The sequence below is a fragment of the Streptomyces sp. GQ60 genome (assembly GCF_059758875.1).
In genome coordinates this window covers 682,012-704,994 of sequence record NZ_JCAXEG010000002.1, presented here as the reverse complement: position 1 = coordinate 704,994, position 22,983 = coordinate 682,012, and the positions used below count along the sequence as shown (strand labels likewise).

General features: G+C 73.3%; 22 protein-coding genes. 11 read left to right on the top strand and 11 right to left on the bottom strand.

Annotated elements, in window-relative coordinates; genetic code table 11:
* Positions 1–49 precede the first annotated feature (49 nt).
* A complete protein-coding gene (locus AC6CKD_RS08255; protein ID WP_498326305.1) occupies positions 50–412 on the bottom strand; it encodes a hypothetical protein in 363 nt (120 codons plus the stop codon).
* A 312-nt stretch (positions 413–724) separates the two neighbouring features.
* Here AC6CKD_RS08255 and AC6CKD_RS08250 point away from each other — a divergent pair, with 312 nt between their 5' ends.
* Both AC6CKD_RS08250 and AC6CKD_RS08245 read left to right on the top strand, forming a co-directional pair.
* Positions 725–901: a hypothetical protein gene (locus AC6CKD_RS08250; protein WP_498326153.1), complete on the top strand. Its 177-nt coding sequence runs from the start codon at positions 725–727 to the stop codon at positions 899–901.
* 207 nt (positions 902–1,108) lie between these two features.
* Positions 1,109–2,092 (top strand): NAD-dependent epimerase/dehydratase family protein, encoded by a 984-nt coding sequence (locus AC6CKD_RS08245; protein WP_498326151.1) that lies wholly within the window; start codon positions 1,109–1,111, stop codon positions 2,090–2,092.
* Here the strand turns inward: AC6CKD_RS08245 and AC6CKD_RS08240 are convergent.
* From AC6CKD_RS08240 to AC6CKD_RS08230, 3 genes are read right to left on the bottom strand one after another with little or no spacing between them, the layout of a single operon-like run.
* Positions 2,078–3,529, bottom strand: a complete 1,452-nt coding sequence (locus AC6CKD_RS08240; RefSeq protein ID WP_498326150.1) for a lipase maturation factor family protein — start codon at positions 3,527–3,529, stop codon at positions 2,078–2,080. The genes AC6CKD_RS08245 and AC6CKD_RS08240 overlap by 15 nt on opposite strands.
* Entirely contained in the window at positions 3,487–4,089 is a 603-nt protein-coding gene (locus tag AC6CKD_RS08235; protein ID WP_498326148.1) for a DUF1990 domain-containing protein, read from the bottom strand. Before AC6CKD_RS08235 ends, AC6CKD_RS08240 begins: the two co-directional genes overlap by 43 nt.
* Positions 4,086–5,090: a YndJ family protein gene (locus AC6CKD_RS08230; protein WP_498326146.1), complete on the bottom strand. Its 1,005-nt coding sequence runs from the start codon at positions 5,088–5,090 to the stop codon at positions 4,086–4,088. Before AC6CKD_RS08230 ends, AC6CKD_RS08235 begins: the two co-directional genes overlap by 4 nt.
* Before the next feature lie 173 nt (positions 5,091–5,263).
* Here AC6CKD_RS08230 and AC6CKD_RS08225 point away from each other — a divergent pair, with 173 nt between their 5' ends.
* The 4 genes from AC6CKD_RS08225 (at position 5,264) to AC6CKD_RS08210 (ending at position 10,058) form a co-directional block, all read left to right on the top strand.
* Positions 5,264–6,550: a DUF6777 domain-containing protein gene (locus AC6CKD_RS08225; protein ID WP_498326144.1), complete on the top strand. Its 1,287-nt coding sequence runs from the start codon at positions 5,264–5,266 to the stop codon at positions 6,548–6,550.
* 7 nt (positions 6,551–6,557) lie between these two features.
* A complete protein-coding gene (locus AC6CKD_RS08220) occupies positions 6,558–8,621 on the top strand; it encodes a SpoIIE family protein phosphatase (protein WP_498326143.1) in 2,064 nt (687 codons plus the stop codon).
* A 100-nt stretch (positions 8,622–8,721) separates the two neighbouring features.
* A complete protein-coding gene (locus AC6CKD_RS08215) occupies positions 8,722–9,582 on the top strand; it encodes an Fpg/Nei family DNA glycosylase (RefSeq protein ID WP_498326142.1) in 861 nt (286 codons plus the stop codon).
* 71 nt (positions 9,583–9,653) lie between these two features.
* Positions 9,654–10,058: a hypothetical protein gene (locus AC6CKD_RS08210; protein ID WP_498326141.1), complete on the top strand. Its 405-nt coding sequence runs from the start codon at positions 9,654–9,656 to the stop codon at positions 10,056–10,058.
* A gap of 44 nt (positions 10,059–10,102) precedes the next feature.
* On the opposite strand, the gene AC6CKD_RS08205 is transcribed toward AC6CKD_RS08210, so the two are convergent.
* Both AC6CKD_RS08205 and AC6CKD_RS08200 read right to left on the bottom strand, forming a co-directional pair.
* Complete coding sequence (locus tag AC6CKD_RS08205) at positions 10,103–10,567, bottom strand: hypothetical protein (protein ID WP_498326303.1); 465 nt, start codon at positions 10,565–10,567, stop codon at positions 10,103–10,105.
* A 259-nt stretch (positions 10,568–10,826) separates the two neighbouring features.
* Positions 10,827–11,366: a sigma-70 family RNA polymerase sigma factor gene (locus AC6CKD_RS08200; protein WP_498326140.1), complete on the bottom strand. Its 540-nt coding sequence runs from the start codon at positions 11,364–11,366 to the stop codon at positions 10,827–10,829.
* A 284-nt stretch (positions 11,367–11,650) separates the two neighbouring features.
* Here AC6CKD_RS08200 and AC6CKD_RS08195 point away from each other — a divergent pair, with 284 nt between their 5' ends.
* Positions 11,651–12,862, top strand: a complete 1,212-nt coding sequence (locus AC6CKD_RS08195; RefSeq protein ID WP_498326139.1) for a CapA family protein — start codon at positions 11,651–11,653, stop codon at positions 12,860–12,862.
* Positions 12,863–12,888: 26 nt separating this feature from the next.
* Here AC6CKD_RS08195 and AC6CKD_RS08190 read toward each other — a convergent pair whose 3' ends face one another.
* Positions 12,889–13,614 carry a DUF4328 domain-containing protein gene (locus tag AC6CKD_RS08190; RefSeq protein ID WP_498326137.1) on the bottom strand — a complete coding sequence of 242 codons (726 nt, stop codon included), beginning with the start codon at positions 13,612–13,614 and terminating at the stop codon, positions 12,889–12,891.
* 181 nt (positions 13,615–13,795) lie between these two features.
* A complete protein-coding gene (locus tag AC6CKD_RS08185) occupies positions 13,796–14,257 on the bottom strand; it encodes a universal stress protein (RefSeq protein WP_498326136.1) in 462 nt (153 codons plus the stop codon).
* Positions 14,258–14,342: 85 nt separating this feature from the next.
* Between AC6CKD_RS08185 and lysX the strand changes: the two genes are divergently transcribed.
* A complete protein-coding gene (gene lysX, locus AC6CKD_RS08180) occupies positions 14,343–17,654 on the top strand; it encodes a bifunctional lysylphosphatidylglycerol synthetase/lysine--tRNA ligase LysX (RefSeq protein WP_498326135.1) in 3,312 nt (1,103 codons plus the stop codon).
* Positions 17,655–17,767: 113 nt separating this feature from the next.
* The gene (locus AC6CKD_RS08175) at positions 17,768–18,679 is read left to right on the top strand and encodes a polysaccharide deacetylase family protein (RefSeq protein WP_498326134.1); all 912 of its coding nucleotides are present in this window, start codon (positions 17,768–17,770) and stop codon (positions 18,677–18,679) included.
* Positions 18,680–18,731: 52 nt separating this feature from the next.
* Here AC6CKD_RS08175 and AC6CKD_RS08170 read toward each other — a convergent pair whose 3' ends face one another.
* Positions 18,732–19,421 (bottom strand): class F sortase, encoded by a 690-nt coding sequence (locus tag AC6CKD_RS08170; protein ID WP_498326133.1) that lies wholly within the window; start codon positions 19,419–19,421, stop codon positions 18,732–18,734.
* Between the two features lie 352 nt (positions 19,422–19,773).
* Between AC6CKD_RS08170 and AC6CKD_RS08165 the strand changes: the two genes are divergently transcribed.
* Positions 19,774–20,289: a hypothetical protein gene (locus tag AC6CKD_RS08165; RefSeq protein ID WP_498326132.1), complete on the top strand. Its 516-nt coding sequence runs from the start codon at positions 19,774–19,776 to the stop codon at positions 20,287–20,289.
* 110 nt (positions 20,290–20,399) lie between these two features.
* On the opposite strand, the gene AC6CKD_RS08160 is transcribed toward AC6CKD_RS08165, so the two are convergent.
* On the bottom strand, positions 20,400–21,020 hold the full coding sequence (locus AC6CKD_RS08160) for a hypothetical protein (RefSeq protein ID WP_498326130.1): 621 nt from the start codon (positions 21,018–21,020) through the stop codon (positions 20,400–20,402).
* Between the two features lie 210 nt (positions 21,021–21,230).
* Positions 21,231–22,001 carry a bestrophin-like domain gene (locus AC6CKD_RS08155; RefSeq protein WP_498326129.1) on the bottom strand — a complete coding sequence of 257 codons (771 nt, stop codon included), beginning with the start codon at positions 21,999–22,001 and terminating at the stop codon, positions 21,231–21,233.
* Positions 22,002–22,059: 58 nt separating this feature from the next.
* Here AC6CKD_RS08155 and AC6CKD_RS08150 point away from each other — a divergent pair, with 58 nt between their 5' ends.
* A complete protein-coding gene (locus AC6CKD_RS08150; RefSeq protein ID WP_498326128.1) occupies positions 22,060–22,518 on the top strand; it encodes a hypothetical protein in 459 nt (152 codons plus the stop codon).
* Positions 22,519–22,983 lie beyond the last annotated feature (465 nt).

The following is a 22,983-nucleotide window of genomic DNA, read 5'->3' as shown; positions in this document are numbered from 1 at the left end:
ACCCGCGCGCCCCTGGTCCCCCCTTCGAGGGGCCAGGGGCGCGCTGCGTTCAGGCCGTGCGCCCGTAGGCCCCGGCGGCGACCAGTTCCAGCACGGGCCGCCAGTCCTCCAGCACGTCCGCGTCCAGGCCCGGGGACCGGCCCGCTTCGGCCGCGTGACCGAGGGACTCCGCGTCGGGGTCCGGCCCGGGGGCCGCCGCGCCGCGCCCGTGGAGCCGTACGAGCCGGGCCACCCGCTCGCCCAGCAACGGGCGGATCGCCTCCGCGGGTTGGTCGATCAGCAGCCCGGCGACCTGCAGTTCCTTGTCGAAGGGGTGGGAACGGCGCAGCAGCGCCGCCACCCGCAGCCCGTGGCCGCCGCCGTGCCCGGTCCGGAGCAGGTCCATCAGTTCCCCGACGCTTCCGACGACCACCGGCACTTCGGCCTTCGCCACTGTCGTTCCTTCCGTCGCCCCACCGCGCATCACCCGTATGGCGCCGTCGAGCAGATCAGCCGTACACGACGCGCCGCCGTGCGAGGTGATGAACTCGTGGCGAAAACAAGCTGTCCGGAGTGGATTTTACCTTTCCATCGAGCGGGGGTGCGCTCATATGTGTACTCTGATCGCCATGAGAGCCCCACACGGGCACTCGCTCCACCAAGGCGCCACCGCGTCCGGAAACCCCCTCTTCCCGCACCCGCGCGCGGTTCGCCCGCCGGGTTACGCGACACAAAGGAGTGCGCGGTGACGCCAGAACTGACGACGACCGACCAGGCGCCCAGAGAACGGACGGGCTCGCGGAACGCGAAGCACCCCGAGACGCTCGGCAACCTGGAGGTCTGGGCCCGGTCCGCCCCGATCCGTCTCGCCGGCTACGAGGACGACCTCGCGGAGCCGCACATCCTGCCCGGCATCGACTAGACACGCTCTAGACCCGTACGGTGCGGACCGCCCGTCGCCCCCGGTGAAGACCCGGGACGGCGGGCGGCGGCCTGTGGTCCGACGGCCGGCGGAGCCTGCCCATGCCGGACGGAGCCCGGAAGTTCCCGCCGCCGGTACGCCGTGGGCGTCATCGCTGTGGGCGATCAAAGGTTCCGCGCACCCCCGCCCCCGGGCAGGCTGGCCCGCATGAAGCTGCTGATGCTGGGTGGAACCGAATTCGTCGGGCGCGCGATCACCGAAGACGCCCTGAGTCGCGGGTGGGACGTCACCGTCTTCCACCGCGGACACCACGCGCCCCCGCCGGGAACCGCCGCCCTGCACGGGGACCGCACCGCCCCCGGCGGCCTGGACGCCCTCGCCGAGGGGGAGTGGGACCTCGTCGTCGACACCTGGGGCGGCGCCCCCACCGCCGTGCGCGACAGTGCCCGCCTGCTGTCCGGCCGGGTCGGCCAGTACGTGTACATTTCCAGCCGCTCGGTGTACGCCTACCCCGCCCCGGCCGGCCTGGACGAGCACGGCCCGGTGGTCGAGAGCTCGCCCGACGCCGAGGCCACCGCCTACGCCGAGGACAAGCGCGGCGGTGAACTCGCCGCCCTGGACGCCTTCGGCGACCGCGCCCTGCTGGTGCGAGCCGGGCTGATCATCGGCCCGTACGAGAACGTCGGCCGGCTGCCCTGGTGGCTGAACCGCGTCGCCCGCGGCGGCCCCTTCCTCGCCCCCGGGCACTCCGAACTGCAACTGCAGTACATCGACGTGCGCGACCTGGCGCGCTGGACCCTCGACGCGGGAGCGGCCGGGCTCGGCGGCGCCTACAACCTGGTCTCCCCGGTCGGCCACGCCACCATGGGCGGTCTCCTGCAGGCCTGCGCCACCGCCACCGCAGCCGAGGCCGAACCGCGCTGGACCGATTCGGCGGTGATCGAGAAGGCCGGCATCGAGCCCTGGGTCGAGCTGCCCATCTACCTTCCCGAGGGCGAGTTGCACGACTACATGTTCGGCGGGGACGTCACCAAGGCCCTGGAGGCGGGCCTCGTCTGCCGCCCCGTGGAGGAGACCGTCGCCGACACCTGGACCTGGCTCCAGTCGCTCGGCGGAGTCGCCCCCCACCGGTCCGACCGGCCGATGAAGGGCATATCGGCCGACCGGGAGGCGGCGCTACTCGGGCTCTGACCAGGGATCCGACCAGGACGCCTCCGCGAGCCGGGTCGGCGGCAGGTACTCGCGCACCAGCGTGCGGTGCCACCACGCCCCGGTCTCGCGCAGTTCCCGCCAGGTCGTGAACCGGTAGCGGTACAGCCGCGCCCGGACGTAGAGCGGTGGTGCGTCCGGGAAGGGGTTGTGCCGGATCAGCTTCAGGGTGTCCCGGTCGCCCGCCAGCAGCCGTTCCACGAACGGCCCGAACCAGTCGCGGGCATAGCCGGGGGAGAGCGCCGCGAACCACATGAGCCAGTCGAGGCGCAGGTGGTAGGGGGCGAACTGGCGGGGGAGCCGGCGCACGTCACCCGGCTTGCCCCTGAACCCGTACTCCCGCCACGCGCCGTCCTCCCGGGGCAGCCGGTCCGCGGTCCCCTCCACCACCACCTCCTCGCGGATCCGGCCCACCGTGCCGAACGCCCCGTAGGTGTTGACCAGGTGGAGTGGGTCGAAGGACCGGTTCATGACCTGGCCGCGCGAGACCATGTTGGCCACCGGGTGCCGGCTCAGCACGAGCACCAGCGCGGTCACCGCGCACACGAGCACCACGTACCAGAGCGGCCCCTGCCGGGAAGCGGCCGGCGGCGGAGGGCCCGCGAACGCGCTGAAGTCGAAGGCGGGCAGGGCCGCCGCGATCGTGATCCAGTTCAGCCAGGCGAAGTTCCCCGACACCACCAGCCACAGCTGGGTCGCCACGATGATCGCGGCGGCGTACGACGCCACCGGCTGCGGAGTGAACAGCAGCACGGGCACCACGAGTTGGGTCACGTGGTTCGCGGCACACTCCACCCGGTGCACGGGCTTCGGCAGGTGGTGGAAGAACCAGCTCAGCGGGCCGGGCATCGGCTGCGTCTCGTGATGGAAGTACAGGCAGGTGAGCCGGCGCCAGCAGGGGTCGCCCCGCATCTTGATGAGTCCCGCGCCGAACTCCACCCGGAAGACCACCCAGCGCAGCAGCCACAGCACCAGCACCGGCGGCCCCGCCCGCGCGTTGCCGAGGAAGACGGCCAGGAAACCGACCTCCAGCAGGAGGGACTCCCAGCCGAAGGAGTACCAGGTCTGCCCCACGTTCACGATCGACAGGTACAGCAGCCACAGCAGCGCCCACATCGCCATCGCCGCAGCCAGCGGCACCGCGTCCCCGGCCCCCGCGGCGAGGGCCGCCGCCAGGGCGGCCCCGGTCCAGGCGCAGCCGGCGAAGAACCGGTCGGAGTAGTGCAGGTGGAACAGGCCGGGGGCGCGCCGGAAGGGCACGTACCGCAGGTAGCGCGGCACGGGCAGCATGCCGTGCGCCCCGATCAGTGCCCGGAACTGCAGGGCGGCCCCGACGAAGGCGACGAGGTAGACACCGGCGAGGGCGCGCTGGAAGATCAGCCGCCCCAGCCAGTATCCGGGCGCCGTGAACCAGTCCATCCCCTCCAGTATCGGGTCGGCGCGGGCCGGGCGCCCGCGGCGAGCCGCCGCACGGAGCGCCCGAGGCGCCGGGCGTAGGCCTGCTGGAGGAAGGGGACGACCGGGCCGGCGAGGCGGGTGTACCAGCTTCCCGGGCGGCTGAACGCGGTCACCTCGAACCACACCGAGCCGTCCGCCTCCATGTTCACCACGAAGGACTCCTCGCCGCACTCGGGATGCCCGGTGAGCGTTCCGTACGCGAAACCGGTCCGCCGGGGCTCGTACGCGGTCCAGATCACCTCGCACGGGGCGTCGATCCGCACCGGGCCCATCCCGATCCCGACCACGACCCGGTCGCCGGGCCGGACGGGGAACGCTCCGGCGGTGACGAGCATGCCCGAGGCGCGGTGGGCGCGGAACGTGGTGACGGCGGCCCCGGCGGCGTCGAGGGCGGCCTGCCCCTGCCCGACCCGGGTGCGGTGGCGGGTGATGTCGTACCCGGCGGGCAGCGGCCGCCGGGCCGTGGCGCCCCGGTCGGGGTAGTTGAAGGTGGTGCGGCCTTCGCTGATGAGGCGGGTCATGCCGGGATCTCCGTTCGATCGGGCAGGGCGGCCGGTGCGGGCGGTGCTTGCGGGGCGGGCGGTGCGGGCGGTGCGGCCAGGGCGGCCGTTCGGGGAGGGGGACCCACAGGTGGTCCGGCCCGGCGGGCGGTCAGGCGGCGCCAGGCCAGCAGCGAGCACAGGCCGAAGCCGAGGGCGTTGCCGAGGCCGTGGGTCGCGGCCATCCAGGTCAGGGTGGGGTGCGCGATCCCGGTGGCCTCGCCGAGCGCCCACCACAGGGCGAGCAGCATGGTGGCCACCAGAACGGCCGCCGAGCCCGCGAGCAGCGCGCCGGTGATCCGGTCCCGCACGGCGGCCCCGGGGCGGACGTCCCGCCAGGTCAGCAGGGCCACCGCCCACATGCCGCCGGTCAGCGTCACCGCACCCACCAGCTCGGCCCAGTCGTCGATGAAGTAGCCGAACAGCACGAGCGCCGTCCCGGCCGGCACGCTGTACGCCGCCCAGCGCGCGAGGGCTCCGCCCGCGGAAGCCCGGCACACGAGCCCGGCGACCAGGGCCGCGGCGAAACCGGCGAAGTGGAAGTGCGGCACGGTCAGGGCCAGGATGTCGAGGTCGAATCCGAAGAGCCGGTATCCGGCGCGTTCGGCGACCAGGGCGGCCCCGGCGACCGAGGGCGCCACGAGGGCGGTGAACACCGCCACCCCGGCGGGGCCGAGACCCCACCCGGGTGCGCCGACCGGGCTCCGCGTCGGCCGGGCCAGGGCCCGTACCGCGGGGGCCAGGGTCCGTACCGCGAGGGTCGAGGCCCGCACCGCGAGGGCCAGCGTCGCCGCCGCGTAGAGCGCGGCGAGGGCGGTGGCCGGGACTCCCCGGGGCAGCCACAGGCAGACCGCGCCGGGGACCGCGAACAGCGGCCAGAGCCGGGCCGTCCGCCCGAACCGGACCGGATCGATCAGGCGCAGGCCGGCCGGGACGACGTAGAGCATGCCCAGGGTGACGATCAGATTCACCAGCGCGGTCACCGCGGACCCCCTCCAGGAAACGAACGCATTGAACGCGTTCAACTCTCGATCGTGAGCCTAAACCCTCTCTTGAACATGTTCAAGAGAGGGTCGGGTGCGTGATCTCCGGTTGCGGTCGCCCCGCACATGCGGCAGACAAGAGGGAGCAACCGGGGCGAAAAGGGAGATGCAACGTGCACGCACCGACACCTCGTCAGGCGCCGCGTCGTCACGCACCGGCCCGTGCGGCCCTCTTCACCGTCCTCGGACTCCTCGCAGCGGCCTGCGGAGCCTCCGGTGACGAGGGGCGGACCAAGGGCCCCGCCGCCGAGAGCCAGGACGTCCACCTCCAGCCCGTGGCCTCGGCCGGCCCCGACCCATTCACCTCTTCCTCCGCCACCGGCGAATCGGCCCCCGTCCAGCCCCCGCTGCCCAACGCGACCGGCCAGGGAATCCGTACCGTCAACGCGGCCACCCCCGGCCTGTACGGCGGAACCCAGCGGCTCGGGAGCTGCGACGTGGAGGCGCAGGTCCAGTCCCTGACGGCCGACGACGCCAAGGCCCGCGCCTTCGCCGAGGCCTCCCGGGTGGAGCAGGAGAAGATCCCCGACTTCCTGCGCGGCCTCACCCCCGTGGTGCTGCGCGCCGACACCCGGGTGACCAACCACGGCTTCGTCGGCGGCAACGCCAACGCCTTCCAGTCCGTCCTCCAGGCAGGCACCGCCGTCCTCGTGGACGACCACGGAATGCCCCGGGTCCGTTGCGCCTGCGGAAACCCACTGGTCGCGCCGCGCGCAGCCCCGGGCGCGCCGGTGCTCAAGGGGGAGCCCTGGAGCGGCTACCAGCCCACCCAGGTCGTGGTCATCGAGCCGACCATGCAGGTGATCGAGAACCTGGTCATCGTCAACATCGCCGACAACACCTGGATCGAGCGCAGGACCGGCGACGACGGAGCCCAGGACCGCACCCCGCGGACGCCGCCCCCCTACGACCCGTCCGACGGGATCCCCAGCGGGCCCGCGACCCCGCCCGGCCCCTCGCCGGCCGACCCGTGCCGGACCCCGGACAGCAACAGCCTCGCCCGCACCGAGCCCCCCACCGGCCCGGCGAGCCCCGGCCGCAGCCCCGCCCCGAACGCGGCCGACTGCCCGCCGAGCGCCCCGCAGACGGTCCCGAACACCCCGAACACGCCGGTGACCCCCGACCAGCCCTCGTCCGGCATCCCCTCGGGCCCGCCCACGGCACCGCCGCCCGCCACCGACCTGCCCTCGGACCTGCCCAGCGACATCCCGTCGGACCTGCCCGGGCAGACCCCGAGCGACCCGGGCACCCTGGTGGGCCCGGACGGGTCGCCGCAGCCGAGCGACCCGTACGCGGACCCGTACGCCGACCCGTACGCGGACCCGTACGCCGACCCCTACTCCGTCCCCGAGCAGGAGCCCTCCGCCCCGTACGACGACCAGTACCTGGAGAGCGCCTGACCGGCCCGTGTGTCATGGTGGACCGGTGCCGACCGCCGTATCGCTGCCGGAGGACTGGCCCGCACATCCGGACCGGTCCCTCTCGCTGAACCGCATGGGCAGTTTCGACTGGGACCTGGTCACCGGTCTCATGCACATGGACTCGGCCGCCCTCGAGGTCTTCGACACCAACCCGGCGGAGTACGACGGCCGGCCCGGCTCCCTGTCGCCGCGCGTCCCGCCCGCCGAAGGCGCCCGGCTCGACGCACTGGTCTCCTCGGCCCTCAAGAGCGGGGTCGACAGCTACGGCGCCTACTTCCGCATCCGCTGCCACGACGGCGAACTGCGCTGGACGCACACCCAGGGCCGGGTCATGCGGGGCCCGGACGGCCGCCCGTACCGGATCATCGGCATCGTCCGCGACGCCACCGAGGAGCTCAGTCATTCGGCGGAACGCCTCGGGCTGGACGAGGAGCGGCGCCGCCAGACGTCCGTGGTCGAGAGCACCACCGCCGCGCTCGCGCACGCCCGTACCGTCCAGGACGTCATCGACGCGCTCGGCGACGCCCACGGCCTGGAACGGCTCGGGTCCATGGGCATGGTGATGGGACTGGTCGAAGCCGGCCGGATCCACCTCGTCGCCGAGGGCCCGGCCGGCAGCTTCGTCCCCGGCACCCGCTACACCCGCATCGACGAGCAGTACCCGATGAGCGAGGTGGTCCGCTCGCTCCAGCCGCGCTTCCTGGACTCCGCGGCCGAGTTCGCCGCCGGGTACCCCGGGCTCTGGGCGAAGATCTCGTCCATGCACATCTCGGCGGCCGCCTACCTGCCGCTGATCGCCCAGGCCCGCCCGATCGGCGCGATCGGCCTGCTCTACCGGGACAAGGACGGCTTCACCCAGGAGGAGCGGAATCTGCTCGTCGCCCTCGGCAGCAGCATCGCGCAGAGCCTCCAGCGGGCGATGCTGCTGGAGCAGGAGCACGATCTGGCGGAGGGGCTCCAGCAGGCGATGCTGCCGCGCCGGATCCCCTCGGTGCCGGGCGCCGAGATCGCCGTACGGTACCGCTCGGCCCGGATGGGCCGGGACATCGGCGGCGACTGGTACGACGTCATCCCGCTGCCCGGCGGCCGGGTCGGCGCGGTCATCGGCGACGTCCAGGGCCACGACACCCACGCCGCGGCGGTCATGGGCCAGCTGCGGATCGTGCTGCGCGCCTACGCCGCCGAAGGGCACTCGCCGGCCACCGTGATGGCCCGGGCCTCCGTCTTCCTGCACGAGCTGGACACCGACCGCTTCGCCACCTGCACGTACGTCGAGGCGGACCTCTCTACCGGGGTGCTGCAACTGGTCCGGGCCGGCCACATCGACCCCCTGATGCGCACCCGGGACGGGGGCTGCGAGCGCCTCGCGCTGGAGGGCGGGATGCCGCTGGGGCTGTCCGCGGAGTTCGGGCTGCTGGAGTATCCGGTGACCACGGTCGAGATGGGACCCGGGGAAACGCTTCTGCTGTGCACGGACGGCCTGGTGGAGCAGCCCGGAGCCGACCTCGACGACGGCGTCCGGCTCCTCGCCTCCCTCGTCCGCACCGGGCCGGACGACCTGTCCCTGCTCGCGGACCGGCTGTGCGAGGTCGTGGACGACCGGGGCGGCGACGACGACATGGCGCTGCTGCTGCTCCGCCGCGACGCCGAGGAGGCCCAGCAGGCCGGCGGCCGGCTCCAGCAGCACGTGGCCCCCGGAGATCCGGAAGCCCTCGTATCGGCCCGCCACATGATCGGCGCGGCGGTGCGGGCGTGGGGCGCGCGGGACCGTGCGGACGAGATCGAGCTGATCGCCGACGAGCTCATCGTCAACGCCCTGATGCACACCGACGGCCCGGCGATCGTGACCCTGCGCGTCCTGACCGGCCCCGAACGCAGGCTCCGCGTGGAGGTCGAGGACCGCTCCAGCGCCCTGCCCAGGCGCCGGGAGGCGGGCGACTCCGGAGTCTCGGGACGCGGCCTGATGCTGGTGGACCGGCTGGCGGACGTCTGGGGCGTGGAATCGCGGGGGAGCGGAAAATGCGTGTGGTGCGAGTTCACGATGCCGTGAGCCCGCCGCCGCGTCGGGCAGGGCACCGACAGCACCGGGCCGGGGCCACGGGCCCGGTCCCCGGGTCGCGCTTCGCCCGCCGCCACGGCAGGCTGGGGGCATGCCCGAGCTGCCCGAGGTCGAGGCCCTGAGGGAGTTCCTCGACGAGCACCTCGCCGGGCGGGTGGTCGAGCGCGTCCTCCCGCTCGCCGTGAGCGTGCTCAAGACGTACGACCCGCCCCTGACCGCGCTCGAAGGGCAGCGGGCCGGGGCCACGGCCCGGTACGGCAAGTTCCTCGCCCTGCGGATCGGCGAACTGCACCTCGTCACGCACCTCGCCCGGGCCGGCTGGCTGCGCTGGATCGACACCGTTCCCGCCCAGCCGCCGCGCCCCGGGAAGGGGCCGCTCGCCCTGCGGCTCGTCCTGGAGGGCGGCGGCGGGTTCGACCTCACCGAGGCCGGCACCCAGAAGCGGCTCGCCGTGTACGTGGTCCGCGATCCGCAGGAGGTACCGGGCATCGCCCGGCTCGGCCCGGACCCGCTCGCCGAAGACTTCGACCGGGCGGCCTTCGGCGCGCTGCTCGCCGGTGAACGGCGGCAGATCAAGGGCGTGTTGCGCGACCAGAGCGTCATCGCGGGGATCGGCAACGCGTACAGCGATGAAATCCTCCACCACGCCAAGGTCTCGCCCTTCAAGCTGGCCGCCTCCTTCGACGAGGCGCAGGTGGACCAGTTGTACGCGGCCGTCGAGGAGACCCTGCGCACGGCCGTCGAGCGGGCCCACGGGGTGGCCGCCGGACGGCTCAAGGCCGAGAAGAAGAGCGGGATGCGGGTCCACGGCCGCGCGGGCGAGCCCTGCCCGGTGTGCGGGGACACCGTCCGCTCGGTCTCCTTCGCCGACTCCTCGCTCCAGTACTGCGCCACGTGCCAGACCGGCGGGAAGCCGCTCGCCGACCGACGGCTGTCCAAGCTGCTGAAGTAGGCCGGGGGCGCCAGGGGCGGCTCCTTCGCCGGAGGGTTCCGGGCGGCCGGACTCCGGTTAGACTCCGGCCCATGCCCGAGGAGCAGCAGCCGCAGCCGCCCCGGCGGGAGGTCGTCACCGGGGTCCCGCGCGGCAGTCGCCGCAGGACCCCCGCGCACACGCCGGCCCGCTCCGAGATCTCCGAGCAGACCACCCTCGGCGCCACCTACGTACGGGCCCTCATGCGCAGCCAGCTCCGCGCCGGACTCGGCGCACTGGCCGCGCTCGTCCTCCTGGTGGGGCTGCTGCCGCTGCTGTTCCTGTTCCCGCGGGTCGCGTCGGGCCCGCTGGTCTGGGTCGTGCTCGGGGTCCTGGTGTACCCGGTGCTGTGGTGCGTCGCCCGCGCGTACGTGATCCGGGCCGAGCGCAACGAGGCCGATTTCACGGGCCTGGTCACCGACCCGACGGAGCCGCCGGGGCCGCGCCGGTCAGAGTAGCGGCCGGTCAGAGTAGCGGCCGGACCGCGTCGCGGCCCTCGGGCTCAGAACAGGTGCATCGCCAAGTGCCCGAGCGGCAGTCCGAGTTGCCAGGCCGGGGTCCAGACCCGGGCGTTCTCGTCCAGACCCGGCGGCGTATCGGCGTGGCCGTGGCGTCCCGGGTCGAGGTTGGTGGCGAACAGTTCGGTGTGGTCCAGCCAGCGCCAGGCCGCCCGGGCCAGTTCCAGGTCCGGGTCCTCGCCCCGGCCGCGCTCGCGCGCCTCCTCGCCCAGCGCGAGGAACCGGGTGTGGACCCAGTCGCGCCAGGGATGTCCGTGCGCCGTCAGCGACATCCACTCGTCGAGCTGCGAGACGACCCGGATCCCGGAGAGTTCGCCCGCGGCGTCCGAGAGGTAGATGGTCAGCGCGAGCGTGTCGCGTCCGGCGCGGAACTCCAGGGTGCTGACCGGGATCAGCCGGCCCGTGCGCAGCAGTTCATCGGCGATGTACTCCGCGTAGAGCCATGCCATGGGCACCGCGAGCCCACCGTCACTGGTGCCGTTCGTACCCTCGGGCTGCACCGTTCCACCTTCTCCCGCATGCGTCGCGTCATCCCGCCGTCAGCGCCGAGCCTTCCGTGCGCGGCTCGCGGAGCGGGGGATGTTTACTCAACTTGAACGGTCCGGTGCCGATTTCGATGCGGTTCGTGTCCGGTTCGCGGGCGTTCAAGCCATTCTTTGACGCGTTCGTCGTACGTTGGACGCCGGGCCGCGTCCACCGCGCCGGACCTCAGGCGCCGAGTCCGTAACCGTAGCCCTGGAGGTCCTTGCGCAGGGCGCGCAGGGCGTAGTGCGTACGGGACTTGACCGTCCCGGCCGGTATGCCGAGCTCGGCCGCGGCCTCGGCCACGGAGCGGTCCTGGAAGTAGACCTGCACCAGGACGTCCCGGTGCTCCGGCCCCAGTGATCCCACCGCCCGCCGGACGTCGATGGCCGTCACCGAGCCCGCCACCGCGTCGCCCGGCGCCGGCGCCTGCTCCAGCCCTTCCGGGTCCACCTCCAGGGGCCTGGACAGGCGGGCCCGGCGGGCGTCGATGGCGAGCCGCCGGGCCACCGTGAACAGCCAGGGGCGCAGGGACCCGTAGGCGCCGCCCAGGACCTCCGGATGCTGCCAGAGCCGTAGGAGGGTCTCCTGCACGAGGTCCTCCGCGCGCTGGGCGTCACCGGCCGTGAGGCCCAGGAGGAAACCGAACAGGGCCCGTCCGTGTTCGCGCTGGAGTTCGGCCAGCGCCTCGGGGTCGGTGCGTCGGAGGGTGGGGGCAAGGGGCACGGGAGGCTCCTTCCGGGGGTCGGTGCGGGGGTGGTCGGGTTCGACGGATCCACCCTGACCTGCACCGGGCCGCCCGGGAACCGTCCCGCCGGGACGGTGCGCCCAAGCACCCGGGTCATCCGGTGGGCGGCCGCGCGGGGCGGTGAACGGTCGAACGGCGCGCCGAACGGCCATTGGAGTGAGCGCGCGGCCGGGCGGCGGAGCCGTTCCTTGACTTCAGGCGTCTCCTTCTATGGATTGACTGAAGATCAGGTAGTCGTACTAATCAAGGAGAGCCGGGACAGATGACCGCCCGCACCCGCCACGCCCTCGCACTCCTGACCGCATTGGCGCTGTCGGCCGTAGCCGGCTGCTCCGCCGGCGGCGACCCCGCGCCGGCCCGCCTGGCCGGCTCCCCGTCCACCCAGGCGCCGTCCGGCGCCCCCGGATCGACCACGGCCCCCGCCGGCTCGGAGAGGGGCTTCACCCTCGTGGCGAGCGGCGACGTACTGCCCCACGAGTCGGTCATCCGGCGGGCGGCCTCCGACGCGGACGGCGACGGCCACGACTTCCGGCCGATGTTCTCCGCGGTCAAGCCGATCGTCTCGGCCGCCGACCTGGCCCTGTGCCACATGGAGACCATCTACGGCCCGGACGGCGGCCCGTTCACCGGCTATCCCGCCTTCCAGTCCCCGCCCGAGGTCGCCGACGGCCTCAAGGACGCCGGGTACGACGGCTGTTCCACGGCCTCGAACCACACCCTCGACGGCGGCGGCGCCGGCCTCAAGCGCACCCTGGACCGCTTCGACAAGGTCGGTCTGAAGCACGCGGGTTCGGCCCGCACGGCGGCCGAGGCGGGCACCGTGACGATGTACGCGGCGGGCTCCGCGAAGGTCGCGCACCTCGCGTACACGTACGACACCAACGGCTACCCGATGCCCGAGGGGCAGCCCTGGGCGGTCAACCTCATGGAGCCGGAGAAGATCGTCGCGGACTCCCGGGCGGCCCGGAAGGCGGGCGCCGACGTGGTCCTCGTCAGCCTCCACTGGGGTACGGAATGGCAGACCGAACCGGACGAGAAGCAGCTCGCGCTCGGCAAGGCGCTGACCGCCTCGCAGACCGGCGGCCGCCCCGACGTGGACATGATCCTGGGCACGCACGCCCACATCCCGCAGGCGTACGAGAAGGTCAACGGGACCTGGATCGTCTACGGCATGGGCGACCAGGTGGCCGGCGAGATGTTCAACTACAGCGGCGCCCGGGACCTGCGCGGCAACTACGGTTCCATCGGCCGCTTCACCTTCGCCCCGCCGGCCGCTCCCGGGCAGCGCTGGCAGCTCACCAAGGCCGAGTTCGTCCCGCAGATGATGGACCTCCGGGCGGGCCGCGTCGTCAACCTTCCGGCAGCCCTCGCACAGTCGCCCGGGCGCGAGGACTACCAGGAGGCCCGCGACGAGATCGCCGAGGCGGTCCTGGGCCGCGGGGCGGCCAAGGACGGGCTGACGGAGGCGAAGTAGCCCTGCCCGAAGCGGCCGCCGAGGCCTCAGGCCGCGGCGTTCGGGCCCTGAACGGCCTTGACGTGCTGCATCGCGGTCAGCTTGCGCACGAAGACCACGGCCAGCGCGGCGGCCACAAGGGTGGCCAGGTCCGCGAACACACCGAGGGCGTGGGCGTCACGTGCCGCCTCCGTCGTTTCCCCGACCCGCTCCTTCCACCCGGCGAACCAGGCGAGGACCCAACTGGTGACGGCCGTCAGCCACCAGGCCACCACCGGGGTGCCCGAGGCCTGCCGGAACGCCCCGTCGGGCGCGTTCTGCGCGCTGGCGTTCCAGGTTTCCCGCGCCGTCCGGTACGGGAAGAACAGGTTCGCGAGCGGGACGAACCACCAGCCGATGGCCCAGCCCGCGGACTGGCTGAAGCCGTCGGGACGGAACACCTGGCCGTTGCAGCGGACCCGGTGGAACCAGACGATGAAGACCACGGCCGTGGCGAGCATCGTGGCGTTCTGGGCGAGCCCGGTGAAGGCGCGGAGGTAATCGGTCGAGGCCATCCCGCTGTGGTCGACACCCACCGGGTCGGCGAGCACCCGGCCCAGCTCCAGCCACTCGTTCACGTTGAACGCGGCCGACAGCAGGTGGAGCCCCGCCACCACCCAGAGCAGCGCGGTCGCGGCCGTCGCCACGCCCTGCGGGGAGCGCAGCACCGGGGTGGGCCCGGGCGGCGGATGCGGAGACGGCGACGGCGACGGACCGGGCGTGCTCAAGGACATGACGAGGTACCCCCCACGGGAACATGTGCGACGTATGACATGGAAGCGGGCCGGCCGACGGGCTGCCCGAGCTGCCCGAACATACGTCAGTCCCGAGCCCGCCGTCTACGGTGATCAGATTGCGTGGGCAAACGCCTGCCACGGGGGAGGGCGACGGCGGGGGAGCGGGGCCCGCCCACGGCTACGGAACCACGGTGACCGGCCAGCGCCCGGCCTTCACCAGGCGGATCGCCACCGAGCCCACGATCCGGTGTCCGGCCTGCTCCGAGGCCCCGACCACCACCGCGTCCGCCGTCAGTTCCTCGGCCGCGCTCACCAGCCCCGCGTACGGATCCCCGCGGAAGGTGTGGAACTGCCAGCGGACGTCGTAGACGCCCTTCAGCCGCTCCGCGGACTCCCGGATCTCGGCCACCAGCCCCTCCGCGATCTCCTCGGTGGCCCCGGACACCGGAGCCCCCAGCGAGGCCCCCGCCGGCATCACCGGCTGGACGTACACCAACGCCAGCAGCGCGTTCTGCCGCCGGGCCAGCCCCGCCGCGTAGGCGGCCGCGCGGAGCGAGGACTGCGACCCGTCGACCCCGGCGAGGATCACCTTCGGACCGTCCGTACCGCGCTCGAATCCCGTACCCACGTGCTCCGTCACCCTTCCGAGGTTAGGGCGTGCGCCGCGGATCGGGCCCGACCGGCTCACCGCGCGAAGGGGCGCGGCCCTCCTTACAGTGCGAACCATGAGTGCCACCGTGGAGGAGACGCGCGGGACGCGCGGGAGCCGCAGCCGCTTCCTGAACCGGGTTCCCGACGCCTTCGGAGCGTTCTTCGGAACGCTCGGGCTGTTCTGCGCCCTGCTGGCGCTCTCCCCGACGCTGCGCCGCCTGCTGCGGCCCGTCGTGCACTTCCTCGACGCCATCGTCGTGCCGGTCAGCGCCAACCTCGCCTACGCCGTCTTCCTCTTCCTCCTCGCCGCGGCACTCGGCATGCGCAAGAAGGTCGCCTGGTGGATCGTCGTCACCTATTTGGCCCTGCTGGTCCTGGTCGACGTGCTGACCGTCGCCGCCGAGGACTACTGGGTGGGCTTCTCCTCCATGGCCGTCGCGGTCGCCGCCCTCGCGATCCTGATCGCCGCGCGCAAGGAGTTCAACGCCGCCTCCCGGCCGGGGGCCCTGTGGCGTGCCCTGCTCGTGCTCGGCCTCGGCCTGCTCGCCGCCGTCTTCCTCGGCTGGGGCCTGGTCGCGCTGTTCCCGGGAACCCTGCCCAGGGGGCAGTGGCTGGACTGGTCCGCCAAGCAGGTCTTCGGCGGGCTGTTCTCGGCCCGGCAGTTCGACGGCCACCCGGCCAGGCCCCTCTCCTTCCTGCTCGGCCTCTTCGGCGCCCTCGCCCTGCTGAACGCCGCCGCCACCCTCTTCCGCTCCCAGCGGCTGACCGCCGCCCTGCACGGGGACGAGGAGCCCCGCATCCGGGCCCTGCTGGGCGCCTACGGGCGCAACGACTCCCTCGGCTACTTCGCCACCCGGCGCGACAAGGCCGTCGTGTTCGCCCCCAACGGCAAGGCCGCCGTCACCTACCGGGTCGAGGCCGGCGTCTGCCTCGGCAGCGGCGACCCCGTCGGCGACCCGGCCGCCTGGACCCCCGCCATCGAGGCCTGGCTCGCCGTCGCCCGGCGCTACGGCTGGCAGCCCGCCGTCATGGGCGCCTCCGAGGACGGGGCGACCGCGTACGCCCGCTCCGGGCTCGGCGCCCTCCAGCTCGGCGACGAGGCCATCCTGCACGTGGCCCACTTCGACCTCGACGGCCGCGACATGCGCGTCACCCGCCAGGCCGTCAACCGGGTCAGGCGCACCGGAGCCGGCACCGTCATCCGCCGCCACTCCGCCCTCTCCGAGGACGAGATGCAGCTGATCGTGGACCGGGCCGACACGTGGCGCGACACCGAGACCGAACGCGGCTTCTCCATGGCCCTCGACCGGCTCGGGGACTCCGCCGACGGGGACTGCCTCCTCGTGGAGGCCTTCGACGACAAGGGCGAGCTGATCGCCCTGCTCTCCTTCGTGCCCTGGGGCAAGGACGGCATCTCCCTCGACCTGATGCGCCGCGACCGGGCCGCCCCCAACGGGGTCATGGAGTTCATGGTCGCCGAACTCTGCGCGGCCGCCCCGGGCCTGGGCGTGCGCCGCATCTCCCTCAACTTCGCCGTCTTCCGCTCCGCCTTCGAGGAGGGCGGCCGGATCGGCGCCGGTCCCGTCCTCAAGATGTGGCGCAAGCTGCTGCTCTTCTTCTCCCGCTGGTGGCAGCTGGAGGCGCTGTACCGCTCGAACGTCAAGTACGGCCCCGAGTGGTACCCGCGGTTCCTCTGCTTCCAGGACGCCGGCTCGCTCGCCCGGGTCAGCCTCGCCTCCGGCATCGCCGAGGGCTTCGTCTCGGTGCCGAGCATGCGCACCCTGTGGGGCAACGGCCACCCGCGCGGGCTCACCGCCCCCGCCACCACCGCCGGCCTGCCGCCCATCGAATCCCTCGGGCTGGACGCGGGGGAGGAGGACGGTGAGGGCGCGCGGGCCGAGCGGCTGCCCGACCAGGTCCGGGTCCGGCACGACAAGCTGGAGCGGATCCGGGCCGCGGGCACCGACCCGTACCCCGTCGGCATCCCGCAGCGCACCCACACCGTCGCCGAGCTGAAAGCCGCGCACCCCGGATACCCGGCCGGCACCCGCACCGGCTCACCGGTCACCGTCGCCGGACGCGTGATGGTCGTGCGCGACCTCGGCGGCGTGGTGTTCGCCGTCCTGCGGGACTGGTCGGGAGACATCCAGCTGATGTTCACCCGGGACGAGGCGGGCGCCGCCGTGCTCGGCACCTTCACCTCCCAGGTGGACTTCGGCGACCACGTCGTCGCGAGCGGCGAGGTCGGCGCCAGCAAGGGCGGCGAACTGTCCGTGGTCGTCGACTCCTGGCAGCTCACCGGCAAGTGCCTGCGCCCCCTGCCCGACAAGCGCAAGGGCCTCGCCGACCCGGAAGCCAAGGTCCGGCAGCGCTACCTCGACCTGGTGGCCAGCCCCGACGCGCGGGACGTCGTACGGGCCCGCTCCAGCGCCGTCCAGGCCCTGCGGCAGGGGCTGCTGGACAGGGGCTACCTGGAGGTCGAGACCCCGATGCTCCAGCAGATCCACGGCGGGGCCAACGCCCGGCCGTTCCGCACCCACATCAACGCCTACGACCTCGACCTGTACCTGCGCATCGCGCCCGAGCTGTACCTCAAGCGGCTGTGCGTGGGCGGCATGGAGAAGGTCTTCGAGATGGGCCGCACCTTCCGCAACGAGGGCGTCTCCTACAAGCACAACCCCGAGTTCACGATGCTGGAGGCCTACCAGGCCTTCGCCGACTACGACGTGATGCTCGACCTGACCCGCGAGCTGATCCAGGGCGCCGCCACGGCGGCCTTCGGCTCGCCCGTCGCGCACAAGGCCGGACCGGACGGAAAGCTCGTCGTCCACGACATCTCCGGTCCCTGGCCGGTCAAGACGATGTACGGGGCGATCAGCGAGGCGCTGGGCGAGGAGGTCGACGCCGACACCGAGGAGCACGTCCTGCGGCGGCTGTGCGACCGGGCGTCCGTCCCGCACGCGCCCGACGACACCCGCGGCGACGTGGTCCTGGAGATGTACGAGCGGCTGGTGGAGGAGCGGACCAAGCTGCCCACCTTCTACAAGGACTTCCCGACCGACGTCTCCCCGCTCACCCGGCAGCACCGCAAGGACCCCAGGCTCGCGGAGCGCTGGGACCTGGTGGCCTTCGGCACCGAACTGGGCACCGCCTACTCCGAGCTGACCGACCCCGTCGAGCAGCGGCGCCGGCTGACCGCGCAGTCGCTGCTGGCCGCGGGCGGGGATCCCGAGGCGATGGAGCTCGACAACGACTTCCTGGACGCGCTGGAGTACGCGATGCCGCCGACCGGCGGACTGGGCATCGGCGTGGACCGCCTGGTCATGTTCCTCACGGGTCTGACGATCCGGGAGACCCTGCCGTTCCCGCTGGTGCGCAGGGGCTGACCGGCGGCTGCGGCCGGCGCCCGGGCGGGCGGGATTGCTCCGAGCGGGTGAGCGGACGGTGGCGCGTCCGCGCCTCTCGACATCCGCGCCGATGTCGTTGATACGTAGTAGTAATGAAAAATGACGAGCCGACAGTAGGGCGACGCGTGCTCCTGCGCTCCGCCGTCTTCCTCGGAGTCGCCGCCGCCGCAGGGCTGCTGACGGGAGGCGAAACCGATCTGCCGACACCGGGCTCGGGGACCCCCGCTGCGGGCGCCGGACCCGGGACGGGAGCCGGCGGAGCGGCCGGGCCGGGACCCCTCACCGGAGCCCCCGGCGGGCTGCCGCAGTTCCCGCGCGGATCCCCGTACCGGCTGGAGCCGATGACCTCCGAGGGGATGCCGGAGCGCGTGCCGGCGGCGAAGCCCGCCGTACGGACCCGGCCGATCCTGGAACTGCCCGCCGACGCGAGCACGGCGAGCCCCATGACCCTCACCTTCGACGACGGACCCGACCCCCGCTACACCCCGGCCATCCTGGACACCCTCGCGCGCCACGGCGTCCGGGCCATGTTCTTCGTCTGCGGAGAGATGGCGGTGGAGAACCAGGACCTGCTGCGCAGGATGGTGGCCGAGGGACACGTCATCGGCAATCACACCTGGACCCATCCGCTGATCCCCAAGCTGAGCCGGCCTGCCCTGGCCTCCGAGATCGGCCGCACGAGCGAGGTCGTACAACAGGCCGTCGGCACGGCTCCGCTGTGGTTCCGGGCGCCCTACGGAGCGTGGAACCGGGCCGCCTTCGAGATCGGCTCGGAGCTCGGCATGGAACCGCTCGCCTGGACCTTGGACACCCTGGACTGGAAGGAGCCGGGCACCGCGACGATCGTGTCGCGGGTCCTCAAGCAGGCCGCGCCCGGGGTGATCGTGCTGAACCACGACGCGGGCGGCGACCGCTCGCAGAGCGTGCAGGCGCTGGCGAGCTACCTGCCGCACCTGCTCGGCCGGGGATTCCGGATGACGCTGCCGGCGCTGCCGCCGCGCTGAGGGGCCGTACCCCGCGCGCGGCGGCGGCGCCGTCCGTCGCCGTGCGGGTCGGTCAGCGGGCCTCCACCATCCGCGCGAACACGACGACGTTGCCGTCGTAGCCGCGCCCCTTGGAGTAGCCGCCGCCGCACGTGATCACCCGGAGCTCGGGATGCCCGGTGTCCCCGTACACCCGGGATCCGGGGAAGGTGTTCTTCGAGAAGACCTCCACGCCGTACACCTCGAACACCGCCGTGCGGCCGTCGTAGCGGGCCACCTCGACGCGGCTGCCCTTCTGGACCGAGCCCAGTCCGTAGAAGACCGCGGGGCCCTGCGCGTTGTCCACGTGGCCCACGATCACCGCCGAACCCTGCTGGCCCGGAGAGATGCCGTTGAGGTACCAGCCGGCCAGGTTCTTGTCCTGCGGGGGCGGCGCGTCGATCCAGCCCTGAGCGTCCAGCCCGACCGTCATCACCGGTGCGTCCACGCTGATCGACGGGATCCGGATGCGCTGGACCGACGAGTGGCCCAGCACCTCCATGTCCGGCGGCGGAGTGGGCGGCTCGCCGGGCGCCTGGTGGGCCTCCGGCCCGACCGCCGTCCCGGCCGGTGCGCTCACCGCAGCGGCCGCGGCCGGCTGCGGGGGTCCGTCGCCGGCCTCGGCTCCGTTACGCATCATGGCGAGGCCGGTGAGCATGACCAGCGCGAGCGCACCCCAGGGGGAGCGCTTCCTCGGTGGCCTCTCACTCTCGTCCTCGAGCATGGTTCTCCCTTCCCGACGCGGGGGTCCCGACCCGCGTTCCTGTCCCACCCCTTCACGCCCTACTTCACGCACGCTAAGGCGGTGCGTGCGGGACGGCGATCGGGGAAGGGCGAACGGGTGGTGGGGCCGGAAGGGGTGCGCCCATCCAGGTAATCGTCACATAAATGCCTGACGGGTCGTGACCTGCGGATCCGTCAGCGAACGCCTCCGCGCATCGGCGTGTCGCTCAACCTTGCGGCCCAAAGGCGGAAATGCGCTGGTTGCGGACCGGGCCGAGGGTTCGTGATGGGAGGCGTTCTCGTCGATCTGCCCGGGCCACCGCTCCGGGGCGCTTCCCGCTGGAGGTTCGACCATGCGTGTTCTCCGCGCTCTTACCGTGACCGCGGCGGCCACTTGCGCCGCCATCGCCCTCAGTGCCCCATTCGCCTCCGCGAACCCTGCGGGCGGCCCGCCCTCGGGAGGAAACGGCGGGCCCAGCAACGTCACGGTCAACCCGTACTCCGTGCACCAGGGCTCCACGATGCAGGTCAGCGCTGCCGGTTGCCACCACGGCGGCATCGTCTTCTCGCACGGCAACTTTCCGCAGACGAACCTGTCGGCCGGCTCCATCGGCTTCGCGACCGTCCGGATCTTCAACCACGCCTCGCCCGGGCACCACACGCTGTCGGTCAAGTGCCACGACAACAGCCTGGTCGCCACGCACCGCTTCACGATCCTGGACGGCCGCGGCGCCCAGGGCGGCATCGGCGGCTCCCTCGGCCCGTCCACCACCGAGACCGCCATCGGCGCGAGCCTCGTCGGCGCGGCCGCCCTCGGCGCCGGTGCCCACGTGCTGCGCCGTCGGCGCCCGCTCCGCGGCCGGGCCTGACCGGCCGACCTCCCCGGTCGGCCCGGACAACCGCCGGTCGCCCCGTGTCCTGGCCAGGACACGGGGCGACCGGCGTTTCCGGGGAGACCGGCCGTCGGAGGCCAATGCGTTCAGTGGATGCGGCGGATGTCCCGGCGGCGCAGGGCGTAGCCGAGACCGACCAGCCCGCCGAGGACGAGCCCCGCGCCGAGGCCGAGTTCCAGGGGATCGAGCCCGGCCACACTGCCGCCCAGGCCGCCGCGCACGCCGAGCGTCGCGCGGCGCGAAGCGCCCGTACCGGTACCGGCGCCGGTACCCGGACTCGTACCGGTGACCACGCCGGCGCTCGTACGGGTACCCACGGTGGAACTGGTCGTGGGTCTGCCGGTGCCGCCGGTGATCGTGAGGTCGGCCGAGCCGGTCTCGCCCGCGCAGGTGAAGGAGACGGAGTACTGGGCTCCGCGCCGCGCGTCCCGGTCCGCGGTGACCCGTGCGGTCTTGCCCCGGTCGATGCTCACGGTGTCGAAGACGCCGGAGGAGACGGTGGCGAAGGCGGCGTTGCAGCCGGTGACGGACAGCACCACCTGGCCGCCGGGGGCGACCGTCGAGGGGGTGATGGCGAAACCGAAGGAGGTGATGGGTGCGGCCTCTGCCGCGTGTGCGGCGGGCGCGGCCGCCGCGCCGAAGACGAGCAGGGCGCCCGCGGCGGCGGCGCCCAACAGGACGGTGGGGGAGGTGCGTATCGCGCCCATGGTTGATTCTCCGGATCCCCGAGGAGCAGCCGCGGAACGGTTTCCGCACGTGGGGGGTCGTGCGCCTCGATGTCCGCCACGCTAGGTCCGGGCGCCGCGCCCCGCGATCAGGAACGGGCGAATGGGGCATGGTGATGGGCCGAACCGGGGACGGGAGGCCCGTCCCCGGTTTGCCGGGCCGAGGTCGGGGGCGGTCGGTCCCCGACGCTGTCAGTCGTCCGGACCCAGATGCGGGAACTGGGAGAAGAACGGCTCGGCGGTGGCGGCGATGCCCCGGCCGAAGGGCGCGTCGAAGTCCCAGATGAGGAACAGCAGGAACGCGATCAGCGCGCTGAACAGCCCGGCCAGCAGCAGTTCCCGGAACGAGCGCCTGATCTGCAGGGTGAAGATCAGGCCCACCGTCACCAGGGCCCCGGCGATCAGTCCGAACCAGACGACCCCGGGCATGGTGGCCCCGGCGCTGAGGCCGCGCGCGTTGCGCGCGTCGTCGGCCACGGCGACCTGGTCCACGAGCGGCTGGTACGCCTGGCCCTCGTGGTCGGTCTGCGGTTCGTAGTCCGTCACATCGCGGCGGATGCGTTCCAGCAGCTCCCCGCTGCGGTCCGTCAGCTCGCCGTTCTCGGCCATCTCCTTCCACTCGGTGTCGACGACGTAGGTCACGTAGGCGTCCACGTCGGACCTGATCTTGTTGCGCACGTCGTCCGGGTAGACCTCGGAGCGGACGCTGATCTCGTGCAGGGCCTGCGATTCCTGGCGCACGTACTCCTGGGCGGCCCCGCGGCCCTCCCAGACGCCGGCGATCGCCAGGCCCAGCACGATCGCGTAGATCACGCCGATCATCATCGTCATGTACTCGATGACGTCCGGGGTCTCGCTGGGATCGTCGTCCTCGCCGATCCGGCGCTGGTTGAAGAAGGCGATGGACAGCACCACGGCACACGCGGCGGCCATCGCGAGGGACAGGACGAGCCATTCCGACAAGATGACTCCCAATCGATTACGGGGTGGAATGCGGCGGCGCTAGCGCGGGCGCAGCGCGATGATCGCGAGCACCGCGGGGGTCGCGGTCATCAAGGTGAAGGTCACCGGCGAGATGTGGCGCTCGATCGGCTTGCGGACCGTCGCGTGGTACGCGGGGCGTGCGACCGGCTTCTTGGGCGCGGCCGCCGGGATCGCCCGGGGCGGGGCCGGAGCCGGTGGGGCGGGCGGCTCCGCGGCGGGTCGCGGGACCGGCTCGGGGGCCGGCTTCGGGGCCGGCGGAGCAGGGGCCGGGCGTACGGGGGGCGGGGCCGGTTCGGGGGGTTTCGGCACCGGCTTCGGGGCGGGCGGTGGCGGGTGTGGCGGAGTCGGCGGCGGGGTCGGGGTGGGCGTCGGCTTCGGGGGCGGCGGCGGGGTCGGGGTGGGCGTCGGCTTCGGGGGCGGCGGCGGAGGGGGCTTCGGGGTGGGCTCGGGCGGGCACGGCGGGGGAGGCGGCGGCGGGCAGGGCGGATGCCCGTGATGGCCGCCGTGCCCGTGACCGTGCCCGTGCCCGTGTCCGCAGTGGCCGTGGCCGTGGCCATTGCCGTGACCTTGGCCGTGACCGGGGCGGCCGTGGCTGCCGCCCGGTCCGCCCTGGTTGCCGCGATCGCCCCGGCCGCCCTGGTTGCCGCGGTCGCTCTGGCGGCCCGGGTCGCCGTGACGTCCGCCACCTCGGGTGCCCCCGGTCGCGCCGCCCGGGGCGGACGCGGCCGCCCTGACGGCGCTCGCCGCGTCCCCGGCGTCGATCGTCGCGTATGCGCTGCTATCGGCCATGGCCGGTGTCGCGGACAGGGCCGCCCACAGGAGGACCGGGACTGCCAGCACGCGCCTGGAAGAGGCTCTGTTCACCCGGGGATCATGGGGTCGCGCGCGCCCGCGCGCGGGAAGGTTGACCTTGGTTCGCCTGAACGGGTGAGGCTTTGGCTATGGAGGTTTGAGCCAGATT